This window comes from Lysobacter sp. Hz25 (assembly GCF_046097045.1).
Classification (GTDB): Bacteria; Pseudomonadota; Gammaproteobacteria; order Xanthomonadales; family Xanthomonadaceae; genus Lysobacter; species Lysobacter antibioticus_B.
Genome location: NZ_CP175666.1, coordinates 2379356 through 2399397, shown reverse-complemented (window position 1 = coordinate 2399397; position 20042 = coordinate 2379356). Strand labels below are relative to the sequence as shown.

The window sequence follows — 20042 nt, the reverse complement described above, 5'->3', positions numbered from 1 at the left end:
CTGTCGATTCGCGTCCTGCCGAAGCCGGTCTCGCGACCGGCGGTCCTGTGTCGCTGCGCCTCAGTCCTGGCGCGTCCAGTGCGCCGCGGCCGCGACCACGTCGCTGAGCACGCCGGCGGCGGTGATCTCCACGCCCGCGCCCGGGCCGCTGACGCACAGCGGCATGCGGTCCTGCAGTTCGGTGCGGATCGAGATCAGGTTCTGGCCCGGTTCGAGCTGCGCGAACGACGAGTGCGCCGGCACCCGGCGCAGGTTGATGCGCCCGCCTTCGCGGCTGGCCTCGGCCAGCACCACCCAGCGCTCGCCCTGCTCCAGGGCGCTGGCGATGCGCGCCTTCCAGCCGGCATCGGCGACCTGCAGGGCCGGGATCAGATCGTCGGAGGCGATGTCGAGATCGGCGAAGGGCTCGATCACCAGGTCTTCGAGCTCCATCGCGAAACCGGCCTCGCGCGCCAGCACCAGCAACTTGCGGCTGAGGTCGATCGCGCGCAGGTCTTCCATCGGATCGGGCTCGGTATAGCCCAGCGCGCGCGCTTCGGCGACCGCGGCCGAGAACAGGCAACCTTCGTGCATGCGATGCAGGATGTAGCTCAGCGAGCCGGACAGCACGCCCTGCACCGAGATCACCCGCTCGCCGCGCAGGCGCAGGTCGCGCAAGGGGCCGAGCAAGGGAATCGCCGAGCCGACCGTGGTCTCGTAGCGGTAGGGCACGCCGCGTTCGCGCGCGGCGTGCTGCAGGTCGCGATAACTCGACAGGCTGCGCGCGTTGGCGCGCTTGTTGGCCGCGACGATGCCCATGCCGCCCAGCAACAAACGCGGATAGAAATCGGCGATCTCGTCGCTGGCGGTGCAGTCGACCACCAGGGTGCGCACGCCGCCGTGGCGGCCGACGTGCGACATCAGGCGTTCGACGTCGTCGGCGCCGCGCTCGGGCATGTGCTCGTCGATCGACTCCGGGACGATGCCGTGGGTGTCGAAGGCGAAGCCGCGGCGGTCGAAACCGGCGAGCAGGCGCAGATCGAGATTGGCTTCCGACAACAAGGCCGGTTGGCGATTGCCGAGCTGGCGCCGGAAGGCGCTGCCGACTTTGCCGCGGGCGCCGATCAGCACCAGGTCGACGCGGTGGGCGTCGACCACGCTGTTGCGGGCTTGGATACGTACGGGCGAGTAATCAGCCAGCATAAGTTGCGACCTCCGCTGCGTTGATGAAGCGGGCGCCGTGGCCCGGTGTGGCGGCTACGCCGCGGAATTGGGCGATGCTGCGCTCCATCGCGGCGGCATCGATGAGGAAGCCGTCGTGGCCGTGGCGCGAGTTGATCTCGAGGAAGTGCGCGCCGGGAATCGATTCGCACAGCAGTTCCTGCTCGGCCGGCGGATACAGGCCGTCGCTGGAAATGGCCACGATCAGGGCCGGCTGGCGGATGCTCGCCAGGGCCGCGTCGACGCCGCCGCGACCGTGGCCGACGTCGTGCTGATCCATCGCATCGATCAGCGCCAGATAGCAATTGGCGTCAAATCGGCGGACGAAATTCTCGGCATGATGCTGCATCCAGCCGCGCACGGCGAAGTCGTCGGGAAGCTTGGCGTGAACATCGAACACCGCCGCGCCGTTGGCGCGCCCGTAACGGTCGTCGAGCGAGGCCGGGCTGCGATAAGTGGCCATGGCGATCGCGCGCGCCGCGCCGAGGCCGGCATGCGGCGCGTCCTCGCGCGGGTAGTCGCCGCCGCGGAACTTCGGATCGGCGCGCAAGGACAGGCGCTGCGCCTCGCTCCAGCTGATGCACCAGGCCGAGTGGCGCGCGCTCGCGGCGATCACCGCGATCGATTCGACCCGCTGCGGATCGAGCAAGGCCCATTCCAGGGTCTGCAGGCCGCCCATCGAACCGCCGATCACCAACTTGATGCGGCGGATACCGAGCGCATCGGCCAAGGCCATCTGCGCACGGACCTGATCGCGGATGGTCAGCTTGGGAAAGCGCGTGCCCCAGTAACCGCCGTCGGGATGCGGCGAGGCCGGCCCGGTGCTGCCGTAGCAACTGCCGAGCGCATTGCTGCAGACAATGAAATCGCGGTGCGGGTCGAGTGCTTTGCCGGCGCCGAACAAGGGCTCCCACCATTCGGCGGCGTCGGCCGAACCGGTCAGGGCGTGGCAGACGATGACGGCGTTGTCGCCGGCCGCGGACAGCTGGCCCCAGGTGCGATAACCCAGGGTGTAGCCGGGCAGGTTCTGCCCGAGTTCGAGCGCGAGCGGCGCGGCGCTATGCCAGTGGCGAGTCGCGGGCGATACCGGAAATTCGCTCATGTCGCTGATTCCTTTCGTGACGCGTTGAGCAGGCCGCTCGGTTCCGGATCGCGGAACCGTCCATGGACCAGCCTGCGGAGGGTTTGGTTCGTCGGGTCGGCTGCTTCAACCCGGGCCGACGGGCGCGGCATCCATCTCGCCGAAGCGCTCGTCGAGAAAACACGCGAGTTGGCGCACGCTGGGGTGGTCGAACAACCATTCCAGTTCGACTTCGCTGCCCAGCAGGTCTTCCAACTTGCGCGTCAAGCGCAGTCCCAACAAAGAATCCACGCCGAGTTCGGCGAAGGACTCGGTCGCCGACAACTGCGAGCGGTCCACCTCCAGCACTTCGGCCATCGCATCGATCAACCACGGTTCACGCTTGCTCATTGCCCTACCCCCAACTGCTCCATGTCTTCCGGTCCGCGAGGACCGGCGCTGCACTCACTGGCGTTACGTTTGTTGTTATCGCGGACGCGGTCCGCGTGGCCCTCTGCGGGGCCGGTCGGTCATCCCGCGCGCTGCAAGGCACCGGCGAGATAATCCATACGACACTGGTTGCGCCGCACCTTGCCGCTCGAGGTGCGCGGCAAGGTGCCGGGCTTGATCAGCACCACCTCGGACACCGGCAAGCCATAGGCGGAATTGACCGAGGCGCGCATCGAGCCGATCACATCGCTCCACTGCGGATGGCGCCGCAGCCATTCGCGCTTGAGTTCGAACACGACCACCAATCGGCCGCTGTCGCCCTCGGCGACGTCGAACGCGGCGCCGCCGGACTGGCGCAGCGCTTCATGGCTCTGCTCGCATTCGTCTTCGATGTCCTGCGGCACGTACTTGCGGCCGTTGACGATGATCAGGTCCTTGAGCCGGCCGGTAACGAACAACTGACCGTCGTGCAGATAACCCAGGTCGCCGGTGCGTAGGTAACCGCCCGGCGCCACCGTCTCGGCTTCGCCCTCGATGCGCGCATGGAAGGCGATCCGGTTGAGTTCGGGACGCCGCCAATAGCCTTGCGCGACGCTGGCGCCGTGCACCCAGATCTCGCCGCCCTCGCCGTCCGCCACGAGGCGGTGGGTGTGCGGATCGACGACGACCAGGCGCATGCCGACGCGCGGCGTGCCGCAGCCGACCACGGCCGCGCCGTCGCGGCGATCGACCGCGGTCGCGGTGCCGCAACGCACGCCGGTGATCAGCAAGGTCGACTCGGCCATGCCATAACAGGGGTAGAAGGATTCGGCGCGGAAGCCATACTCGCCGAAACGTTCGGCGAAACGCGCCACGGTGGCGGCGCGGATCGGCTCGGCGCCGCAGAACGCGACGCGCCACGACGACAGGTCGACGCCTTCGATCTGTTCGGGCTTGATCGCGCGCCCGGCCAGGTCGTACATGAAGTTCGGGCCGCCGCTGACGGTGACGCCGAACTTCGAAATGATCTGCAGCCAGCGTTCCGGGTATTGCACGAACTCGGACGGCGACATGAAGCCGGCCGGGCAGCCGCTGTACATCAGCTGCAACACGCCGCCGACCAGGCCCATGTCGTGGAACAGCGGCAAGGCGGTGAACAGCACCGAGTCCGGCGACAGTTCCATCGCGTCCTGGATCGCGGCGCAGTTATGCACCAGGTTGCCGTGACTGACCACGACGCCCTTGGGGTCGCCGGTGGAACCGGAGGTGTACTGGAAGAAGGCGTGCGCCGAAGGTTCGGGGAAGGCCTGGGTCCATTGCGCGGCATCGGCGCGCAAACCGGCCGCGTCGTGTTCGCGCAGGTCGATCTTGAGCAGTCGCTCGCCATCGAATTCGAGCTCGGTATCGAGCAATTCGTCGCCGTCGAACAGCAGCGCGCGCGCCTGGGCGTCGCCGACGATCAGTTGCAGGCGGCTCTGCATCACCTGCCGGCGCGGCGGCGCCGACGGCACCGCGACCACGCCGGCGAGCATGCAGGCATAGAAGGCGACTACGAAACTCTGTTGCGACTTGCACACCAACACGGCGCGCTGGCCCGACAGGCCGCGCTGCTGCAATCGCGCCGCCAGGCCGGCCGCCTGCTCGAACAGGCCGCCGAAAGTGAATACCTCCGGCTCCAACGAGGCGCCCTTGAAAAAGCGGCAGGCCACGGCGTCGGGCATGGTTCGGGCACGGTGAAGCATGATCTCGGGAAAACTTTGCACACTGACTTCCTTGAGCAAACCTTTGCTTGACTGAACTGCTTCCGTTCGAAGACCCCATGTCTGGCGTGCTTCGCTTCATGCGATATGCGGACCAACAACTCTCCATCGGCGCGCGAAACACGCGCGCCGCCGCTGGTACTTCCTTTCGATTTCCCCCTGAGTCCGAACCGATTCGGTTCGGACGGTGCGAGCCTAATGGCGCTGGTTCGCACTCGTTGCGACGGTCGTCAACGCGATCCGCGCATCTCCGGGGCCCATGACGCTTGCCACTGCATCTTGCGTAATCGGCCCTCGCGAGGCTTATACGCTTGGCGTCTCAAGCGCGTCAAATGTACGTATGGAATCTGTGCACTTGGTCTCTACAACCACACGAAACTGAAACGCAGTCACATAAAAAATACGGCCAGGTACGTGCAACCTACACACTTCAATGCACGCGCCCTGAGCCGATGTGAAGGCGATGTATTAGGCAAATCCCCAGGGAAAACACCACTTTCGAGTGCACTGGCGAATTTTTCGCCAACTCGATTCACCTACATGAGCGAGAGTCATTTTATTGACGCGACATCCTCATTAAGCTATTGCTGTGTGACGTTGGTCTTTCATCGACAGCTGTTCTCGTCGATTCGATCGCCACCTATCAGCAAGGGTCCGGGGACGCCATAGGCGCATGATCATTGCGATAGCCGACAACGTGATCGCACTCAAGAATCTGCAAAGAAAGGATCGAAACCCCAAGGAACAGGGAAATATCCGAAACACAGCAAACGGCATCCGGGGGATGCACAGGACACGACTGGCATCGATGGCATCGATCGGTCGCGGGCGGGCATGCCGGGACATTGGTCTGGCCTGCTTGGCCTGATTGAGGCGAACGCGACGTTAGCTACTCGCACGGGCCCAGCGTTGTCGCCCGCCGCGACGGCCGCGTCTCGTCGGGTGCTACGCCGAGTCGCCAACATGGCCGAGCCGAGGAAGCCGGGCCGTGACGCTTGGTGGGCGCCCGTGCTGCGCGCATCGGCGTCATCGCGACGACCGCGCCGGCTGCGAAACTGGCGCTGCGGTAGCGCCAGCCTTCCCAAACGGGAATGCAGGCCGCGGCCGACAGCCGCGGCCGCAATGGAACGCACGCATCGACACTCCGTGGGGACGGCGTCGACGGCGGAGACAAGGAGTCGTCCCCTTCACGATCATGGCGAGAGCATCGGTGAAGTTTTTTGCATTATTCAGTTCCTTTCCGCTCGCCTCGCGGTTCCTGGCCATCGTCGTCGTACCGTTGCTGGCCGCTTCGGTCTGGACCTGGTCGTCGCTGAAAGCGAGCCTGCCGCAAACGGCGAACTTGCAGATCAGCCGCGGGCAGCTCAGCCGCGGCGCAACGGCACCGGCGACGATCCGGCGCGATGCCGACGGCATGGTCCACATCCAGGCGGCGAGCGACGACGACGCTTTCTTCGCGGTCGGCTATGCGCAAGCGCAAGACCGTCTGTGGCAGTTGGAACTGCAGCGGCGCCTGGCGCGCGGCCGCGTCAGCGAGATATTCGGTAAGGACAGCGTCGACACCGATGTCTGGTTCCGTACCCTGGGCCTGTACGAATCCACCGCCACGGCGTGGCCGGCACTGAGCCCGCAGGCGCAGCGTTCGCTGACCGCCTACACCGCCGGCATCAATGCCTGGATCGGCGAAGGCCACCCGCTGCCGAGCGAGTTCCGCGTGTTCGGCATCGCGCCGGAACGCTGGACCGAGCGCGACTCGCTGGCCTGGATCAAGATGTTCGCACTCGACCTGGGCGGCAATTTCCAACGCGAACTGGCACGCTACGTCGCCCAGCGCGGCCTCGACGAAACGCAGCTGAAACCGTTCTTCCCCGATTACCCCGCCGATGCGCCGACCACGGTGGCGGCGCTGGGCGCACGCAATGCCGCGCCGCTGGCCTCGATCGGCCGCCTGCAATCGCAGTTGCAACGCGATTACGGCCTGACGGTGCCGAACACCGGCAGCAACGCCTGGGTAGTGGCCGGTCGCCTGACCGCCGACGGCGCCGCCCTGCTCGCCAACGATCCGCATCTCGGCCTGCAGATTCCGTCCTTGTGGTACCCGCTCAGCATCCAGGCGCCTGGGCTGAAAACCTCGGGCATGAGCCTGGTCGGCCTGCCGGTGGTGGTGTTCGGACGCAATGAGCGCCTCGCCTGGGGCGGCACCAATATGATGGCCGACACCCAGGACTTGTTCTTCGAGCGCGTCGACCGCGGCAGCGAGCATTACGAAACCGGCGCCGGTTGGCAGGCGTTCGCGGTGCGCGAGGAGCGCATCGAGGTACGCGCCGATTTCCCGCGGCAGTTGCGCGAGCAGTACGCGCCGGTCGCATTGAAGGTCCGCTCGACCCGGCACGGGCCGATCATCAGCGATCGCTACGGCGTGTTCGATCAACCGGTGGCGCTGCGCTGGACCGGCCTCGACCCGGGCGACACCAGTTACGAGGCGTTCTTCCGCCTCGGCTATGCGAAGGATTGGGATGGCTTCCGCCAGGCTTTGGCCTTCCACGTCGCCCCGGCGATGAACATGGTCTACGCCGACCGCGAGGGCAACATCGGCTACCTCGGCGCCGGCCGCCTGCCGCTGCGCAAACAGGGCGAAGGCACCCTGCCCTCGCCGGGCTGGGACGAAGCCTACGGCTGGTCCGGCGAAGTGCCGCCGGCGCAATGGCCGCAAAGCTACAACCCGCCGTCGGGCTACATCGTCACCGCCAACAACAAGGTCGCCGGCGATGGCTACCCGTACTTCGTCTCGCACGACTGGGCTTCGCCGGCGCGCGCGCGCCGCATCGAGCATTTGCTGCGCGAGCGCATCGACACCGGCAAGCGCCTGGGCGTGGCCGACATGCAGCGGATCCAGGCCGACACCCTCGACCTGGAAGCGGCGGCGCTGATCGGCGAGTTGCGCAAGCGTCTTTCCAAACTCTCCGACGGCAGGCTCTCCGACAGCAGGCTTTCGGACAGCAACGCCCCGGACAAGATGGGCGAACACCGCGCACAAGCGGCCCGCCACCTCAAGGATTGGAACGGCGACATGCGCGCCGACAGTCAGGCCGCGGCGATCTTCCACGCCTGGATGCGGCACTTCCGCGAGCGCGTCTACGCCGACCGCCTGCAGGCGAACTGGGGCGAGACCGAGGGCGAAGACGTCCTCGACGGACTCGTCGAAGGCGTCGGCCTGGATCAGCTGACCGCGCTGCTGCGCGCCGACGGCGCCGGCTGGTGCGACCGCCCCGCCACCGCCGCACGCGAGACCTGCGACCAGGCCCTGGCAGCCTCGCAGGAACGCGCGTTGTGGGAGTTGTACAAGCTCAAGGGCGACTGGAGCATGGACAGTTGGCGTTGGGGCGAGGTCCAGCACACCGTGTACCGGCATACGCCCTTCAGCCAGTGGAAGCCGTTCGACAAACTGTTCGAGCGCCGCGTCGGCAACGGCGGCTCGCCGAATTCGGTCAACGTCGCCGGCGCCGCCTACGCCGGCTCGGACGGTTATCTGCAGGCCTTCGGCGCCGGCTTCCGGCAAGTGATCGCGTTGCGCCGCGACGCGGTGCAGCACCACTACATGAACTCCACCGGCCAGTCCGGCAACGTGTTCAGCCCGCACTACGACGACAGCGTCGAAGCCTTCCGCAATGTCGAATACCGCAGGCTGGAGGCGAGCTACGACCGGCCCGCCGCCGCGCCCCGCGCAGGCCGGGCCACAGGAGCCGCCGAATGAAATTGTTCGCCGAGTATTCGCGCCGCGCGCCCAACAAGGTGTTCTTCTCGATCCTGCTGGGCGGCCTGTCGGGCATCTGCTATTCGTTGCTGATCCCGCTGGTGATGAACGTGCTCAAGCAAGGCGACCCGCGCCTGCACACGATCGCGGCCGCGCCGACCCGGCTGTTCTCGCTGGAGATCGCCAACGCCCCGTTCGCCCTGGTGTTCACCCTGGTGTGCGTGTTCATCCTGATCACCCGGACCTTGTCGCAGGTGGTGCTGACCCGGGTCGCGATCGACGTCGCCTCCAGCCTGCGCACCCGCCTGTACGACCGCATCGCCCAGGCGCCGCTGTCGGCGCTGGAGAAAATCGGCCACTCGCGGCTGATCGCCGCCCTGACCTCGGACGTGCCGCGCATCGTGTTGGGCGCGCGCATGTTCCCGGACATGCTGATCAACCTGGTCATGCTGCTGGGCATGCTCGGTTTCCTGTTGGTGCTCAACGCCGATCTGTTCTGGTTCGTGCTCGGCTGCATCGCCTTCGGCGTGGTCACTTACCAGATCCCGATGCTGATCGGCGGGCGTTATTTCAACAGCGCGCGCCAGCATTTCGACCACCTGCAGGAATCGATCCAGGGCCTGATCCACGGCATCAAGGAGCTCAAGCTCGACGACGCCAAGCGCGAGGCCTTCTTCGACAAGGTGCTGATGCACTGCGAACGCTCGGTGCAGAAGGACGAGAAGACCGGCTATACGATCCTGCGCGCGGCCAGCAACTACGGCGACCTGCTGAGTTTCTTCGTGATCGGTTCGATCGTGTTCATCGTGGTCAACTACCGCACGATCAGCAACGAGCAGTTGATCGGGGTGATCATGGCGCTGCTGTACATCGCCGGGCCGATCTCGGCGATCCTCGGCTTTTTGCCGCAGATCTCGATCTCGCGCGTGTCGATCCAGCGCGTGGCCAAGCTGTTCGAGGAGATCCCGCAGGAGACCATCTCGACCGTGCAGGAGCCGGCGCGCGACTGGGACAGCGTGCGTTTCGAGCAGGTCAGCTACCGCCACGGCAGCAAGGACGACAAGGACGACGGCTTCCGGGTCGGCCCGCTCGACCTGGAGTTCCGCAAGGGCGAGATCAGCTTCATCGTCGGCGGCAACGGCTCGGGCAAGTCGACCCTGAGCAAGCTGCTGACCCTGCACTACCGCGCGGTCGGCGGCACCATCCGCTTCGGCGAGCACGCCGTCAGCGACGATTCGATCGGCACCTACCGGCAGTCGGTCAGCGCGATCTATTCCGACTATCACCTGTTCGACCAGATCCTCGGCGCCGACGACGACCAGCTCAAGGCGACCGTCGACCACTACCTCAAGGCCCTGCACCTGGACCGCAAGGTCAGCTACCGCGACGGCCGCTTCTCCACCCTCGCTCTGTCCGACGGCCAGCGCCGGCGCATGGCCCTGCTGGCCTCGATCATCGACGACAAGCAACTGTATCTGTTCGACGAATGGGCCGCCGACCAGGACCCGACCTTCAAGGCCGTGTTCTATCACGAGATCCTTCCGGCGCTGAAGGCGCGCGGCAAGGCGATCGTCGCGATCACCCACGACGACCGCTATTTCGATGTCGCCGACCAGTTGATCGTGATGGAGGAAGGCCGCGTCGCCCGGGTCGAGCGTCGCGAGACGCGCGCGGCGCAGGAACTCCCGTCGCCGCGCGCGCAAGCTTTCGTCATGGCCGGCTGACAGGCGCCGCGGCCGCGGCCGATTTCGCCTCGCCGCTGTTAACCTCGCCGGTCTTCGCATCGCCCTCGGCCTCGCGCCGCTGGGTGTCGGCGATCAGCACTTCGCGCGCGGTGCGGCGCACCGCTTCGGGATCGGCCTTGCGCAGATCGGCGTCGGCGGCCAGGCCGAGCTTCGTCGCCACCTCGGCGGTGACGCGCTTGTTGGCGTAGGGATGCGGGTGATCGGGTTCGTCGTCCTGGCTGCGATAGAAACGGTCGAGCAGTTTCTCGCGGGTGGTATCGGCCTGGGCCAGTTCGACCAGCTTGGCGCGGTACTCCAGGGTCCAGGCCGGCATCTCCGGCCAGCGCTTCATGTCGGCGAAATGCTGGGCCTCGTGGCCGAGGAAGCTGACCCGGAAGTCTTCGCCCTTCATGTCGCCGTAGGAACTGCGCACCGCGTACAGACCCTCGGGCTTGGCCCATCCGGCCGCGCCGGTGCGCTCGCACGAGGTGTAGTGGGCCCAGCCGCGGCTGACCCAACCGTCCATCACGAACACCTTCACCGGCTGCTGCTCGCCGCTCGGCAGATCGACGGTGTAAGGCCGCTCCTCCTGCCGGCCCCACAGCATCAGGTCGTACAACGGCGGCGTGCGGCCCTGCAGCGGATGAAAGCCGCGCTTGCGCAGTTCGACGTTGATGCGTTCGTTCAAGCCTTCGAAAGCTTCTTCGGTCGGTGCCGGCGCGGACTCGCCGATCAGCGCGGCCAGATCCGTCTTCAAGCGCGCCTCTTCGGCCGGACGCACCGCCGGGTCGCGCAACGCCTTCCACCAATAGCGCTGATACACCTCCAGCACGCTGCGCGCGAACGGGTCGGCGACGGTGCCGGCCAGGTACGGCGGCGTGCTGCGGTCGTGACGGCTGAGCATGCAGGCGCGGAACGCGGCGTCCTTGGCGTTGAACTCCTCCAGCGGCGCCGCCTTCAAGGTGCTCAGCGCGGTCGGCGTGTCGGCGCGCAGCGACGCGCCGAGCGCATCGTTGACCGCCTTGGCCGCGACCGGGCCGCTGGCGGGGACCGTCGTCGATGCGCCGCTCGCCGCCCAGGCGAGCAGGACGGGCAAGGCCGTGACGGCGGCAAGTCGGGTGAGGTTCATGGCGTGGCTCCTGGTGCGCCGGCGGCGCGTTGGAGACATTAAGCCGCGATGGCCAGGGGCCGGTCTTGTACGCAATTGATCTGTTGCCGGAGCCGGCCGCGGATCTGTTCGCGCAGCCGCGCCGGCGTGCAGCCGGCATGGGCGACGACGATGCGGTGCAGATGGCTCTGGTCGCTGAAGCCGGCGGCGGCGGCGACTTCGGCCAGCGATGCATTGCCGGCCAGCAGTTGCAACGCATGGCGCCAGCGCGCTTCGCGCCGCAGCGCCTGCGGCGACATACCGTAGGTGCGGGTCAAGGCGCGGCTGGCGTGCTCGGCGGAAACGCCCAGGCGACGCGCGAGGGTGCCGATCTCGTCGTCGCATTCGGCCATCGTGCGCAGCAGTTCGCCTTGCCAATCGGGCACGACCACGGCCGTCTGCGGCGTTGCGCAGGCCAGCAGTTCCGACAGGCGCTGCGGACAACGCGCGAACACTTCCTGGGCTTCGCGCAGGTCGTGCACCTGCCAGGCGCTGGCGGCGAAGACGAAGCGATCGTTCGGCAATTCGATATTGATCGCGCTCGCGCCGAGACGGCCGAAACGATCGCCGTGGGCGTGATACGGCGGATGCAACACCAAGGTGCCCGGGCGGCACGGCAAGGGGCCGTCGAGACTGGATTCGGTGTAGTCGCCGTCCAGCACCAGCGCCGCGTACGGCGTGTGGTGGCGGTGCGTCGCCAGGATCGCGCCGCGATCGTGGCGGGTGCGATAGGCGAGCCCGGAACTCACTTGCCCGAACCTGCCTTGGCCGGGTCGCGCGCGCGGCGCAGGTAATCGGCCAGACCGCCGAGTTGCAGCCCCTGCACCTTGTCGACCAAGGCGGCGAATTTGCTCAGGTCGTCGGGCGTGTAACCGCCGGCGCGGTAATGCAGGGCGATGCGGGTGCCGCCGTCCTTGGCCGGGCTCAGGCGGAATTCCATCGCCCCGCCCAGACCCATGCCCTGCAGCGGCCCCAGGCCGCCGAGCAGGCGCAGGGTCTTGCCGGGGTCGACGAAGCTGACCGTCATGTGCTGGGCTTGTTGTTGGCCGTTGCGGCCGATCTCGCAGAAGCAGCCGCCGGCGCGGGCGTCGATCGACAGGGTCGATTCGGCGCCCCACCAGGTGTGGTCCTTGGGCCACCAGCGATCGACGTCTTCGACCAGGGCCTTCCATGCGGTGGCCTGGTCGACCGGGACGACCTGCTCGTTCTCGATGGTGAACCCGTTCGGCGCCGCGTCCTTGACCGCGGCCGCGGCGTGGCCGGTGCCAAGCAAGGCCAACCCCAGCGCCCCGACCCATCCGAGCCGGCTCATTCCGATTCGGGCCAGTCCGATTCGGTCCAGTCCGACTCGATCCGATCCGCTCCGATCCAATCCGCTCTGATCCGATCCGCTCTGATCCGATCCGACCCTGCGCATCGCCGCTCTCCCCTCGCCGGCCGCGCCGGCGTTCGAGGGGATTAGGAACCGCCGCCTACGCTCCGCGCAAGCGACGGAAGTTGGGGTCCGACGGCGACGCCAGGCGCCCCTCAGCCGTCCAGTTCGGCCCAGCGCGCGTAAGCCGCATCGAGCGTGGCCTGGGCCTCGGCGAGGGTCGCGTTGTGGGCGTTGATCGCGGCGGCATCGCGTTGGTAGAAGGACGGCTGGTTCATCTGCGCGGTGAGTTCGGCCAAACGCGTTTCCAAGGCCTCGATCTTCGCCGGCAGTTGCTCGAGTTCGCGCGCGTCCTTGTAGCTGAGCTTGCGCTTGGCGACGACCGGTGCGGCCGCTTCGGCGTCCGGCTTCGGGGCCGCGGTCTTGTTGGCGACGCTCTTGGCCACGGCGTTGGCGCGCTGGCGCACCCAGTCGCTGTAGCCGCCGACGTATTCGCCCACCCGGCCTTCGCCTTCCATGACCAGGGTCGAGGTCACCACGTTATCGAGGAAGTCGCGGTCATGACTGACCAGCAGCAAGGTGCCGGTGTAGTCGCCGAGCAGTTCTTCCAACAGCTCCAGGGTCTCGACGTCGAGGTCGTTGGTCGGTTCGTCCATCACCAGCAGGTTGGACGGTTGCGCGAACAGCTTGGCCAGCAGCAGGCGATTGCGCTCGCCGCCGGACAATCGGGTGATCGGCGCGCGCGCGCGCTCGGGGGTGAACAGGAAGTCCTGCAGGTAGCCGATGATGTGCTTCTGCTTGCCGCCGACTTCGACGTACTCGCGGCCCTCGGCGACGTTCTCGATCGCGTTCCAGTCCTCGCGCAGGGTCGCGCGGTACTGGTCGAAATACGCGACCTGCAGCTTGCTGCCTTCGCGCACTTCGCCGGCGCTCGGCTTGAGGTCGCCGAGCAAGGTCTTGAGCAGGGTGGTCTTGCCGCTGCCGTTGGGGCCGATCAGGCCGATGCGGTCGCCGCGGAAGATCGTCGTCGACAGATTGCTCAGCAAGGGCTTGCCGCCGTAGTCGAAGCTGACGTCCTTGGCCTCGATGACCTTGCGCCCCGAGGACTCGGCCTGGGCGAAGTCCATGCGCACGTTGCCGACGGTGTCGCGGCGCGCCTGGCGTTCGTTGCGCATCGCCTTGAGCCGGCGCACGCGGCCTTCGTCGCGGGTGCGGCGGGCCTTGATGCCCTGGCGGATCCACACTTCTTCCTGCGCCAGCAGCTTGTCGAAGCGGGCGTTTTCCTGGGCCTCGGCGTTCAGGCGCTCTTCGCGGCGGCGCACGTAGTTGTCCCAGTCGCCGGGCCAGCTGGTGACCTGGCCGCGGTCGATCTCGACGATGCGGGTGGCGAGCGAACGCAGGAAGCGGCGGTCGTGGGTGACGAACAGCAGCGCGCCCTGCCAGGACTTGAGGAATTGTTCGAGCCAGTCGATGGCTTCGATGTCGAGGTGGTTGGTCGGTTCGTCGAGCAGCAACAGGTCGGGGGCCGAAACCAGCGCGCGCGCCAGCAGCACGCGCCGCTTCATGCCGCCGGACAGGCCCGAGAACGCGGCTTCGCCGTCCAGACCGAGGCGGTCGAGGGTTTCGGTGACGCGCTGATCCAGGCCCCAGCCGTTGGCGGCCTCGATCTTGGTCTGCACGTCGGCCAGGGCGTCGCCATCGAAGGGTTCGGCGTGGCTGAGGTGATGGTATTCGGCCAGCCAGTGGCCGAGCTCGCCGAGGCCGTCGGCGACCACGTCGAACACCGTGCCGCTGGCGCCGGGCGGCACTTCCTGTTCGAGCCGGGCGATGCGCACGCCGGATTCGCGGCGGATTTCGCCGTCGTCGGCCTGCAGTTCGCCGGCCAGCAGTTTCATGAGAGTGGACTTGCCCGCGCCGTTGCGACCGATCAGGGCGATGCGTTCGCCCGGTTCGATGGACAGTTCGACGTTTTCGAGCAGGAGCGGGCCGCCGACGCTGTAGTCGGCGTTCTGTACGGTAATCAGGGGCATCCGACCATTCTACCGGGCGCGGCGCGCCAATCGGCAGGTCGGGTCGGGCGGCCGGGGCTGGCCGACGGCCCCGGGGTTCAGCCGCAAGGCCGCGCGAACGGAGGCTGGCGGACGCAGGCGCCGACCCGCCGGGCGGCGCATACTTGGCCACGGGCGCCCGCCATCCGCTGCGACGCGCCGCCATCGAACGAGGAAGAGATCATGAGCAAGGGAATGGACCGCAAGAAGGAAACCAAGAAGAAACCGGCCAAGACCATGAAGGAAAAGCGCGCCGAAAAGAACGAAAAGAAGACCACCAAGGGCTTCGCCCCGGTCTGAACGACCGGCCCGGCGGCTGCGGCGGCGCCGCGGCGCCGGCCGTCATCGGGCCACGGCCGCCGCGCGATGCGAGTCGTCGGCGCGGCGCAGCCGGGCGGCCCGGGAGCGACGGCGGCCAGCGCCGTCGGCGACACCGGCCCGCCCTCGCCAGTCCGCCGTCGCCAGCCTGCCGCCGCCGCGCTTAGGTGCGCGCGAGTAAGGGAAACCGGTGCGGCCCCGCCGGCAAGACCAGATTCCGCACGAACAGATCGGCGTCGGCCTCCGCCGCGACCGCACGGGCCCGCGGCCACAGCCGTTCCGGGGTGAAGCCGAAACGCAGCGTGTGGACCGGCTGCGCGATCAAATGCGGCAGCGCCGCCGACAAATCCAGCGGCCGGGTCGCGAACACGTCTTCGATCGTCAGTACGCCGTCCTCGACCTCGGCGAACACCCAGGTGTCGTCGTCGAGCCGGTGCACAGGGCTGGCGTAGCCGTTGGCGGCGTACCAGGTCGCGATGCGGCCGTAATCGCGCGCGGCGAAGCGTGCGCTGACCGGCGACGCCGTGGCCGCCGAACGCAGGAAGGCTTCGCGGATTTCGCCGTCGGCAAGGTCGAGGGCGGCGGCGCGAACGATGCGGCCCTCGCCCGCCGGCTCGGCCTGCAGCTCGGCTTCGAACAGTGTTTGCGGCGCCGGCGCGAAGCCGAAGCGCGGGTAGAAGTCGAGCACGCTGTCGTTGGCGAACAAGAACACCGGCGCCTGCCCGCAATACGCCAACGCGGCCTGCATCGCCCTGCGCGCCAGCCCCTGCCCGCGCACCTGCGGCAGGCAGCCGACGGCGCCGAGCTGATAACCCACGAGCTCGCGCCCCTCGACCAGCAAGCACATGCGCGACACCGAGGCGTTGGCGAACACGCGGCCGTCGTCGCCGACGATGCAGAACGCGCGGTAGTCCTCGCCCCACTGCCGCCATTCGCACCACCGGCGGAAATCGGCCTGGCAGAAGACCTGCGCGACGTAATCGCAATACGCGCCATGCCATGCGGCGGCGTCGCGGTCGACGACGCGGAGTTCGAGAATCGGGTTCATGGCAGCGGATTCTGCGGCAAACCCTATGGGTTCGCGATGCGTGCCCAGGAACTAGGCACTCATGAGCTGCACGACAGCATCGAGCAACCGGCGCGGTCGCGGGCCCATTCCGGGCGGCGCGCGGCATAGGCGTCGCGGCCGGGCTGGTCCTCGTACGGCCGGCGCAGCACCTCCAGCAGTTCGGCGATGCCTTGCAGGTCGCCCTGCCCGGCGCGGTCGATGGCCTGCTGGGCCAGATAATTGCGCAGCACGTAACGCGGGTTGGCGGCGTACATGACGGCGATGCGTTCGGCTGGGGGCCAGGCGTCGGCGCGCGCGCGTTCGGCGTAAGCCGCCAGCCAGGCACGCAAGGCCGCCTGGCCTGTCGCGCCCAGTTCGGCGTCGTAATAAGCCTCGGCGAACGCCTGCGGCTCCGGCTGCGTCTGCGCGATATCGACCGAAGCCAGGGCGCGGAAGAAGATCGTCATGTCGACCTGATGGCGATGCAGCCACTCGCGCAGTTGCTGCATCAGTTCGACATCGCCGTCGCCGCATTCGCGCAGGCCGAGCTTGCGCGCGATGCTGTCGCGTTCAGCGAGGTTGTAAGCGTCGACATAACGGCGCAGGCCGTCCTGCAAGGCCTCGACCGGCAGCAACAGCGACAGCGCCCCGGCCAGGCGACTGAGGTTCCAGTACGCCACCTGCGGCTGCTGGCCGTAGCGGTAGCGGCGCTGGCCGGCGTCGGTGGTGTTGGGGGTCCAATCCGGGTCGTAATCGTCGATCCAGCCATAGGGGCCGTAGTCGATGGTCAGGCCGAGGATCGAAAGATTGTCGGTGTTCATCACGCCATGGACGAAGCCGACCCGCATCCAGTGCGCCATCGTCACCGCCGTACGTTCGCAGACTTCGCCGAACCAGGCGCCGTACAGGGCTTCGCCCTCGCCGCCCAGGTGCGGGAAATCGCGGGCGATGCAGAAGTCGACCAACTGCCGCAGCAGTTCGGTCTCGCCGCGCGAGGCCGGCAGCTCGAAATTGCCGAAGCGAATGAACGATGGCGCGACCCGGCACACGACCGCGCCGGGCTCGGCCTGCGGGTGGCCGTCGTAGAACATGTCGCGCACCACGTCCTCGCCGGTGCCGACCAGGCTCAGCGCGCGCGTGGTCGGCACGCCGAGGTGGTGCATGGCCTCGCTGCACAGGAATTCGCGCACCGACGAACGCAGCACCGCGCGGCCGTCGGCGGTGCGCGAGTACGGCGTCGGGCCGGCGCCCTTGAGCTGCAGTTCCCAGCGCTCGCCGGCGGCGTTGACGACTTCGCCGAGCGAAATCGCGCGGCCGTCGCCGAGCTGCCCGGCCCAATGGCCGAACTGATGGCCACCGTAATTGGCCGCATACGGCTGCATGCCGTCGAGCAAGGCATTGCCGCCGAACACCTCGGCGAAGGCCTGGCTGGCGACCTCGTCCTCGCTGAAACCCAGGCGTTCGGCCATCTCCGCCGACCAGGCCAACAACCGCGGCGCCGCCACCGGGGTCGGGTCGACCCGCGAATACAGCGCGCCATGCACCTGGCGTATGCCCGGTGCGGTGTCGGGGTCGCCGGGAAGTTCGCGGACGAAGGCGTTGTCGAAGTGCGGCGAATGCATGCGGGGCTACGGCTCGAAAGGACGATGTTCGAAAGGGCAATGCTCGAAAGAAAGGCAGCGCCGGCGTCGCGGCGCGTTCCCAATCAGTGGGCCCGGACCGGGCCGAAACCAAGCCGCCGCGGGCGCGGCTCGGCAGTCAGCTCAGCAACGAGTACGGCCCGCCCTTCTCCAGGGCGCGCTGGTAGGCCGGCCGCGCCTGGATGCGTTCGACGAAGGCCTGCATGCGCGGCCGTTCGCGATCCTTGGCGCGCGCGACCGCCGCCTCGACCGGGAAACTCATCTGGATGTCGGCGGCGGTGAAGCGATCGCCCGCGAACCACTCGTGCTTGCCCAATTCGCTTTCGATGTAGTCCAGATGCAGAGCCAGTTGCGGACCGACGAAGGCTGACACCGCCTTGTCGGCGATGCCGCGGGCGATGGGCTTGGCGAAAAACGGCATCGGCGCGCGCCGCAATTTGGAGAACACCAGGTTCAACAGCAAGGGCGGCATCGCCGAACCTTCGGCGTAATGCAGCCAGTAGCGATAACGCAGGCGTTCCTCGCCGTCCAGCGGCTGCAGCGGCGGCGACAAGCGATGGCTGCTGTCGAAGCGCTCGCTCAGGGTCTCGATGATCGCGGCCGATTCGGCCAGCACCCGGCCGTCGAGCTCGACCACCGGCGACTTGCCGAGCGGATGGACCGCGCGCAGTTCCGGCGGCGCCAGCATGGTCTTGGCGTCGCGCTGGTAATGCACGATCTGATACGGCAGTTCCAGCTCTTCGAGCAACCACAGCACGCGCTGCGAACGCGAGTTATTGAGGTGATGGACCTTGATCATGCGCGGCGCCCCACTGAGATGGCCGCCAGGACCGCGGCGGAGACGAACATGGTAACGGGCCGCGGGCGACGACAGGCGACGCGGCGCATGGCTTGGCGCGACAATGCCGGATCGTTGCCGAAGCCGACCTCGCCTGCCTCATGACCGACACCCCCGCGCCGCAGATCTGGGTCGATGCCGATGCCTGCCCCGGCGTGATCAAGGAGATCCTGTTCCGCGCCGCCGATCGCGCCCGGGTGCAGGTGACCCTGGTCGCCAATCAGTGGCTGCGCACGCCGCCGTCGCCCTATATCCGCGCGATCCAGGTGCCCGGCGGCTTCGACGTCGCCGATGCGCAGATCGTCGAGCGCGTGGTCGCCGGCGACCTGGTGGTCACCCAGGACATCCCCCTGGCGGCGCTGGCCTTGGAAAAGCATGCGGTCGCGCTGAATCCGCGCGGCGAGCTGTACACCGCGGACAACATCGCCGAACGCCTGTCGATGCGCAATTTCATGGACGAGTTGCGTGGCGCCGGCGTGCAGACCGGCGGCCCGGCGGTGTTTCATGCGCGCGACCGCCAGGCCTTCGCCGCGCAACTCGACCGCTGGCTGGCGCAACGGCCGCGCTGAACCGTCGATTCAATCGCGCGCCGCAGCGATGCGCGCGCTCGCGGCCACCGCGACCAACGCCGCACCCAGCAGCACGAATGCCACCGGCAAGCTACTGAACTTGGCGACCCAGCCGATCGCGGCCGGCCCGACCAGGATGCCGGCATAGCCCAACGTGCTGACCGCCGAGATCGCCGGACCGGCCGGCATCGCCGTCTGCCGGCCTGCGGCGCTGAACAGGATCGGCACGATGTTGGAGGCGCCGAAACCGACCAGGGCGAAACCCAGCAAGGTCGGCAAGGCGCCCGGCGCCAGCGCCGCCAAGGCGAAACCCGCAGCGGCGCAGGCACCGCCGGCCGCCAACACCGGACGCGGGCCGAAACGGTGGACGATGCGGTCGCCGCTGAAGCGTCCGATGGTCATGGCCAAGGCGAACACGGCGTAACCGATGCCGGCCACGCTGGCCGCGACGCCGCGCTGCGACACCAGCAGCAAGGCGCTCCAGTCGAGCATCGCGCCCTCGGCCAGGAACACGATGAAACACAAGGCGCCGATCAGAATCACCACGCCGTGCGGCAGCGCGAACATCGAGCCGCCGCCGTGGCTGTCGTCGCCATAGCGCAACAGGCCGCGACTGCCGGCCAACATCAACAGAGCCAAGATCACCGCGACGCTCATCGCCGCGATCGCAGGCGCCGCCTGCAGCCACAGCAGCACGCTGACCAGACCCGCGCCGGCGATGCCGCCGACGCTGAAAAAGCCGTGGAAACCCGACATCAGCGCACGCCCGCTGGCCTTCTCGACGATCACCGCCTGGATGTTGATGGCGACGTCGATGGTGCCGATGGCGGCGCCGAACACGAACAGGGTCAAGGCCATCGCCGGCACGCTGGAGAAATGGGTGAGCAAGGGCAAGGCCGCGCAGACCACGGCGCTGGCGAGCAGGATCACCCGGCGGCAGCCGTAACGCGCGGCGATGGCGCCGGTCAACGGCATGGTCACCAGCGAACCGGCGCCTAGCGCGAGCAACAGCAGCCCGAGCATGCCCTCGTCGATGCCGGTGCGCGCTTTGGCGTACGGCACCAACGGCGCCCAGGCCGCCATCGCCAGGCCGGCGATGAAGAAGGCGATGCGGGTCGACAGGCGCTCGCTCGCG

15 protein-coding genes are annotated in these 20042 nt (G+C 67.9%); 3 read left to right on the top strand and 12 right to left on the bottom strand.

The genetic code is table 11. The features are described 5' to 3' along the window. Window positions 1–60: 60 nt before the first annotated feature. From ACKN61_RS10190 to ACKN61_RS10175, 4 genes are all read right to left on the bottom strand, one after another. Window positions 61–1182: a hypothetical protein gene (locus ACKN61_RS10190; RefSeq protein WP_223619450.1), complete on the bottom strand. Its 1122-nt coding sequence runs from the start codon at window positions 1180–1182 to the stop codon at window positions 61–63. Further along, on the bottom strand, window positions 1172–2302 hold the full coding sequence (gene metX / locus ACKN61_RS10185; RefSeq protein ID WP_408953361.1) for a homoserine O-acetyltransferase: 1131 nt from the start codon (window positions 2300–2302) through the stop codon (window positions 1172–1174). The genes ACKN61_RS10190 and metX overlap by 11 nt, the downstream gene beginning before the upstream one ends. A gap of 105 nt (window positions 2303–2407) precedes the next feature. After that, window positions 2408–2671 (bottom strand): acyl carrier protein, encoded by a 264-nt coding sequence (locus ACKN61_RS10180; RefSeq protein ID WP_051885037.1) that lies wholly within the window; start codon window positions 2669–2671, stop codon window positions 2408–2410. A gap of 119 nt (window positions 2672–2790) precedes the next feature. Further along, window positions 2791–4410 (bottom strand): fatty acyl-AMP ligase, encoded by a 1620-nt coding sequence (locus ACKN61_RS10175; protein WP_408953360.1) that lies wholly within the window; start codon window positions 4408–4410, stop codon window positions 2791–2793. 1249 nt (window positions 4411–5659) lie between these two features. Here ACKN61_RS10175 and ACKN61_RS10170 point away from each other — a divergent pair. Continuing rightward, the gene (locus ACKN61_RS10170) at window positions 5660–8203 is read left to right on the top strand and encodes a penicillin acylase family protein (protein ID WP_408953359.1); all 2544 of its coding nucleotides are present in this window, start codon (window positions 5660–5662) and stop codon (window positions 8201–8203) included. Continuing rightward, window positions 8200–9927, top strand: coding sequence for a cyclic peptide export ABC transporter (locus ACKN61_RS10165; RefSeq protein ID WP_408953358.1), 1728 nt, complete (start codon window positions 8200–8202; stop codon window positions 9925–9927). Before ACKN61_RS10170 ends, ACKN61_RS10165 begins: the two co-directional genes overlap by 4 nt. On the opposite strand, the gene ACKN61_RS10160 is transcribed toward ACKN61_RS10165, so the two are convergent. The 7 genes from ACKN61_RS10160 to ACKN61_RS10130 all read right to left on the bottom strand — a co-directional run bounded on the left by ACKN61_RS10160 (window position 9914) and on the right by ACKN61_RS10130 (window position 18299). Continuing rightward, window positions 9914–11056, bottom strand: a complete 1143-nt coding sequence (locus tag ACKN61_RS10160) for a hypothetical protein (protein ID WP_408953357.1) — start codon at window positions 11054–11056, stop codon at window positions 9914–9916. The genes ACKN61_RS10165 and ACKN61_RS10160 overlap by 14 nt on opposite strands. A gap of 38 nt (window positions 11057–11094) precedes the next feature. Beyond that, the gene (locus ACKN61_RS10155; protein WP_408953356.1) at window positions 11095–11823 is read right to left on the bottom strand and encodes a helix-turn-helix domain-containing protein; all 729 of its coding nucleotides are present in this window, start codon (window positions 11821–11823) and stop codon (window positions 11095–11097) included. Beyond that, window positions 11820–12386, bottom strand: coding sequence for an SRPBCC domain-containing protein (locus tag ACKN61_RS10150; RefSeq protein ID WP_408953355.1), 567 nt, complete (start codon window positions 12384–12386; stop codon window positions 11820–11822). Before ACKN61_RS10150 ends, ACKN61_RS10155 begins: the two co-directional genes overlap by 4 nt. A 215-nt stretch (window positions 12387–12601) precedes the next feature. Next, entirely contained in the window at window positions 12602–14476 is a 1875-nt protein-coding gene (locus ACKN61_RS10145; RefSeq protein ID WP_408953354.1) for an ATP-binding cassette domain-containing protein, read from the bottom strand. A 499-nt stretch (window positions 14477–14975) separates the two neighbouring features. Further along, a complete protein-coding gene (locus ACKN61_RS10140; protein ID WP_408953353.1) occupies window positions 14976–15860 on the bottom strand; it encodes a GNAT family N-acetyltransferase in 885 nt (294 codons plus the stop codon). A gap of 59 nt (window positions 15861–15919) precedes the next feature. Continuing rightward, window positions 15920–17482 carry a protein adenylyltransferase SelO gene (locus ACKN61_RS10135; RefSeq protein WP_408953352.1) on the bottom strand — a complete coding sequence of 521 codons (1563 nt, stop codon included), beginning with the start codon at window positions 17480–17482 and terminating at the stop codon, window positions 15920–15922. A 136-nt stretch (window positions 17483–17618) separates the two neighbouring features. Beyond that, on the bottom strand, window positions 17619–18299 hold the full coding sequence (locus ACKN61_RS10130; RefSeq protein WP_408953351.1) for a glutathione S-transferase: 681 nt from the start codon (window positions 18297–18299) through the stop codon (window positions 17619–17621). A 140-nt stretch (window positions 18300–18439) separates the two neighbouring features. On the opposite strand from ACKN61_RS10130, the gene ACKN61_RS10125 reads away from it, so the two are divergent. Then, window positions 18440–18907, top strand: coding sequence for a YaiI/YqxD family protein (locus tag ACKN61_RS10125; protein ID WP_031372236.1), 468 nt, complete (start codon window positions 18440–18442; stop codon window positions 18905–18907). Window positions 18908–18916: 9 nt separating this feature from the next. Here the strand turns inward: ACKN61_RS10125 and ACKN61_RS10120 are convergent, their stop codons facing one another. Then, window positions 18917–19990, bottom strand: coding sequence for an MFS transporter (locus tag ACKN61_RS10120; RefSeq protein WP_408953792.1), 1074 nt, complete (start codon window positions 19988–19990; stop codon window positions 18917–18919). Window positions 19991–20042: the final 52 nt, after the last annotated feature.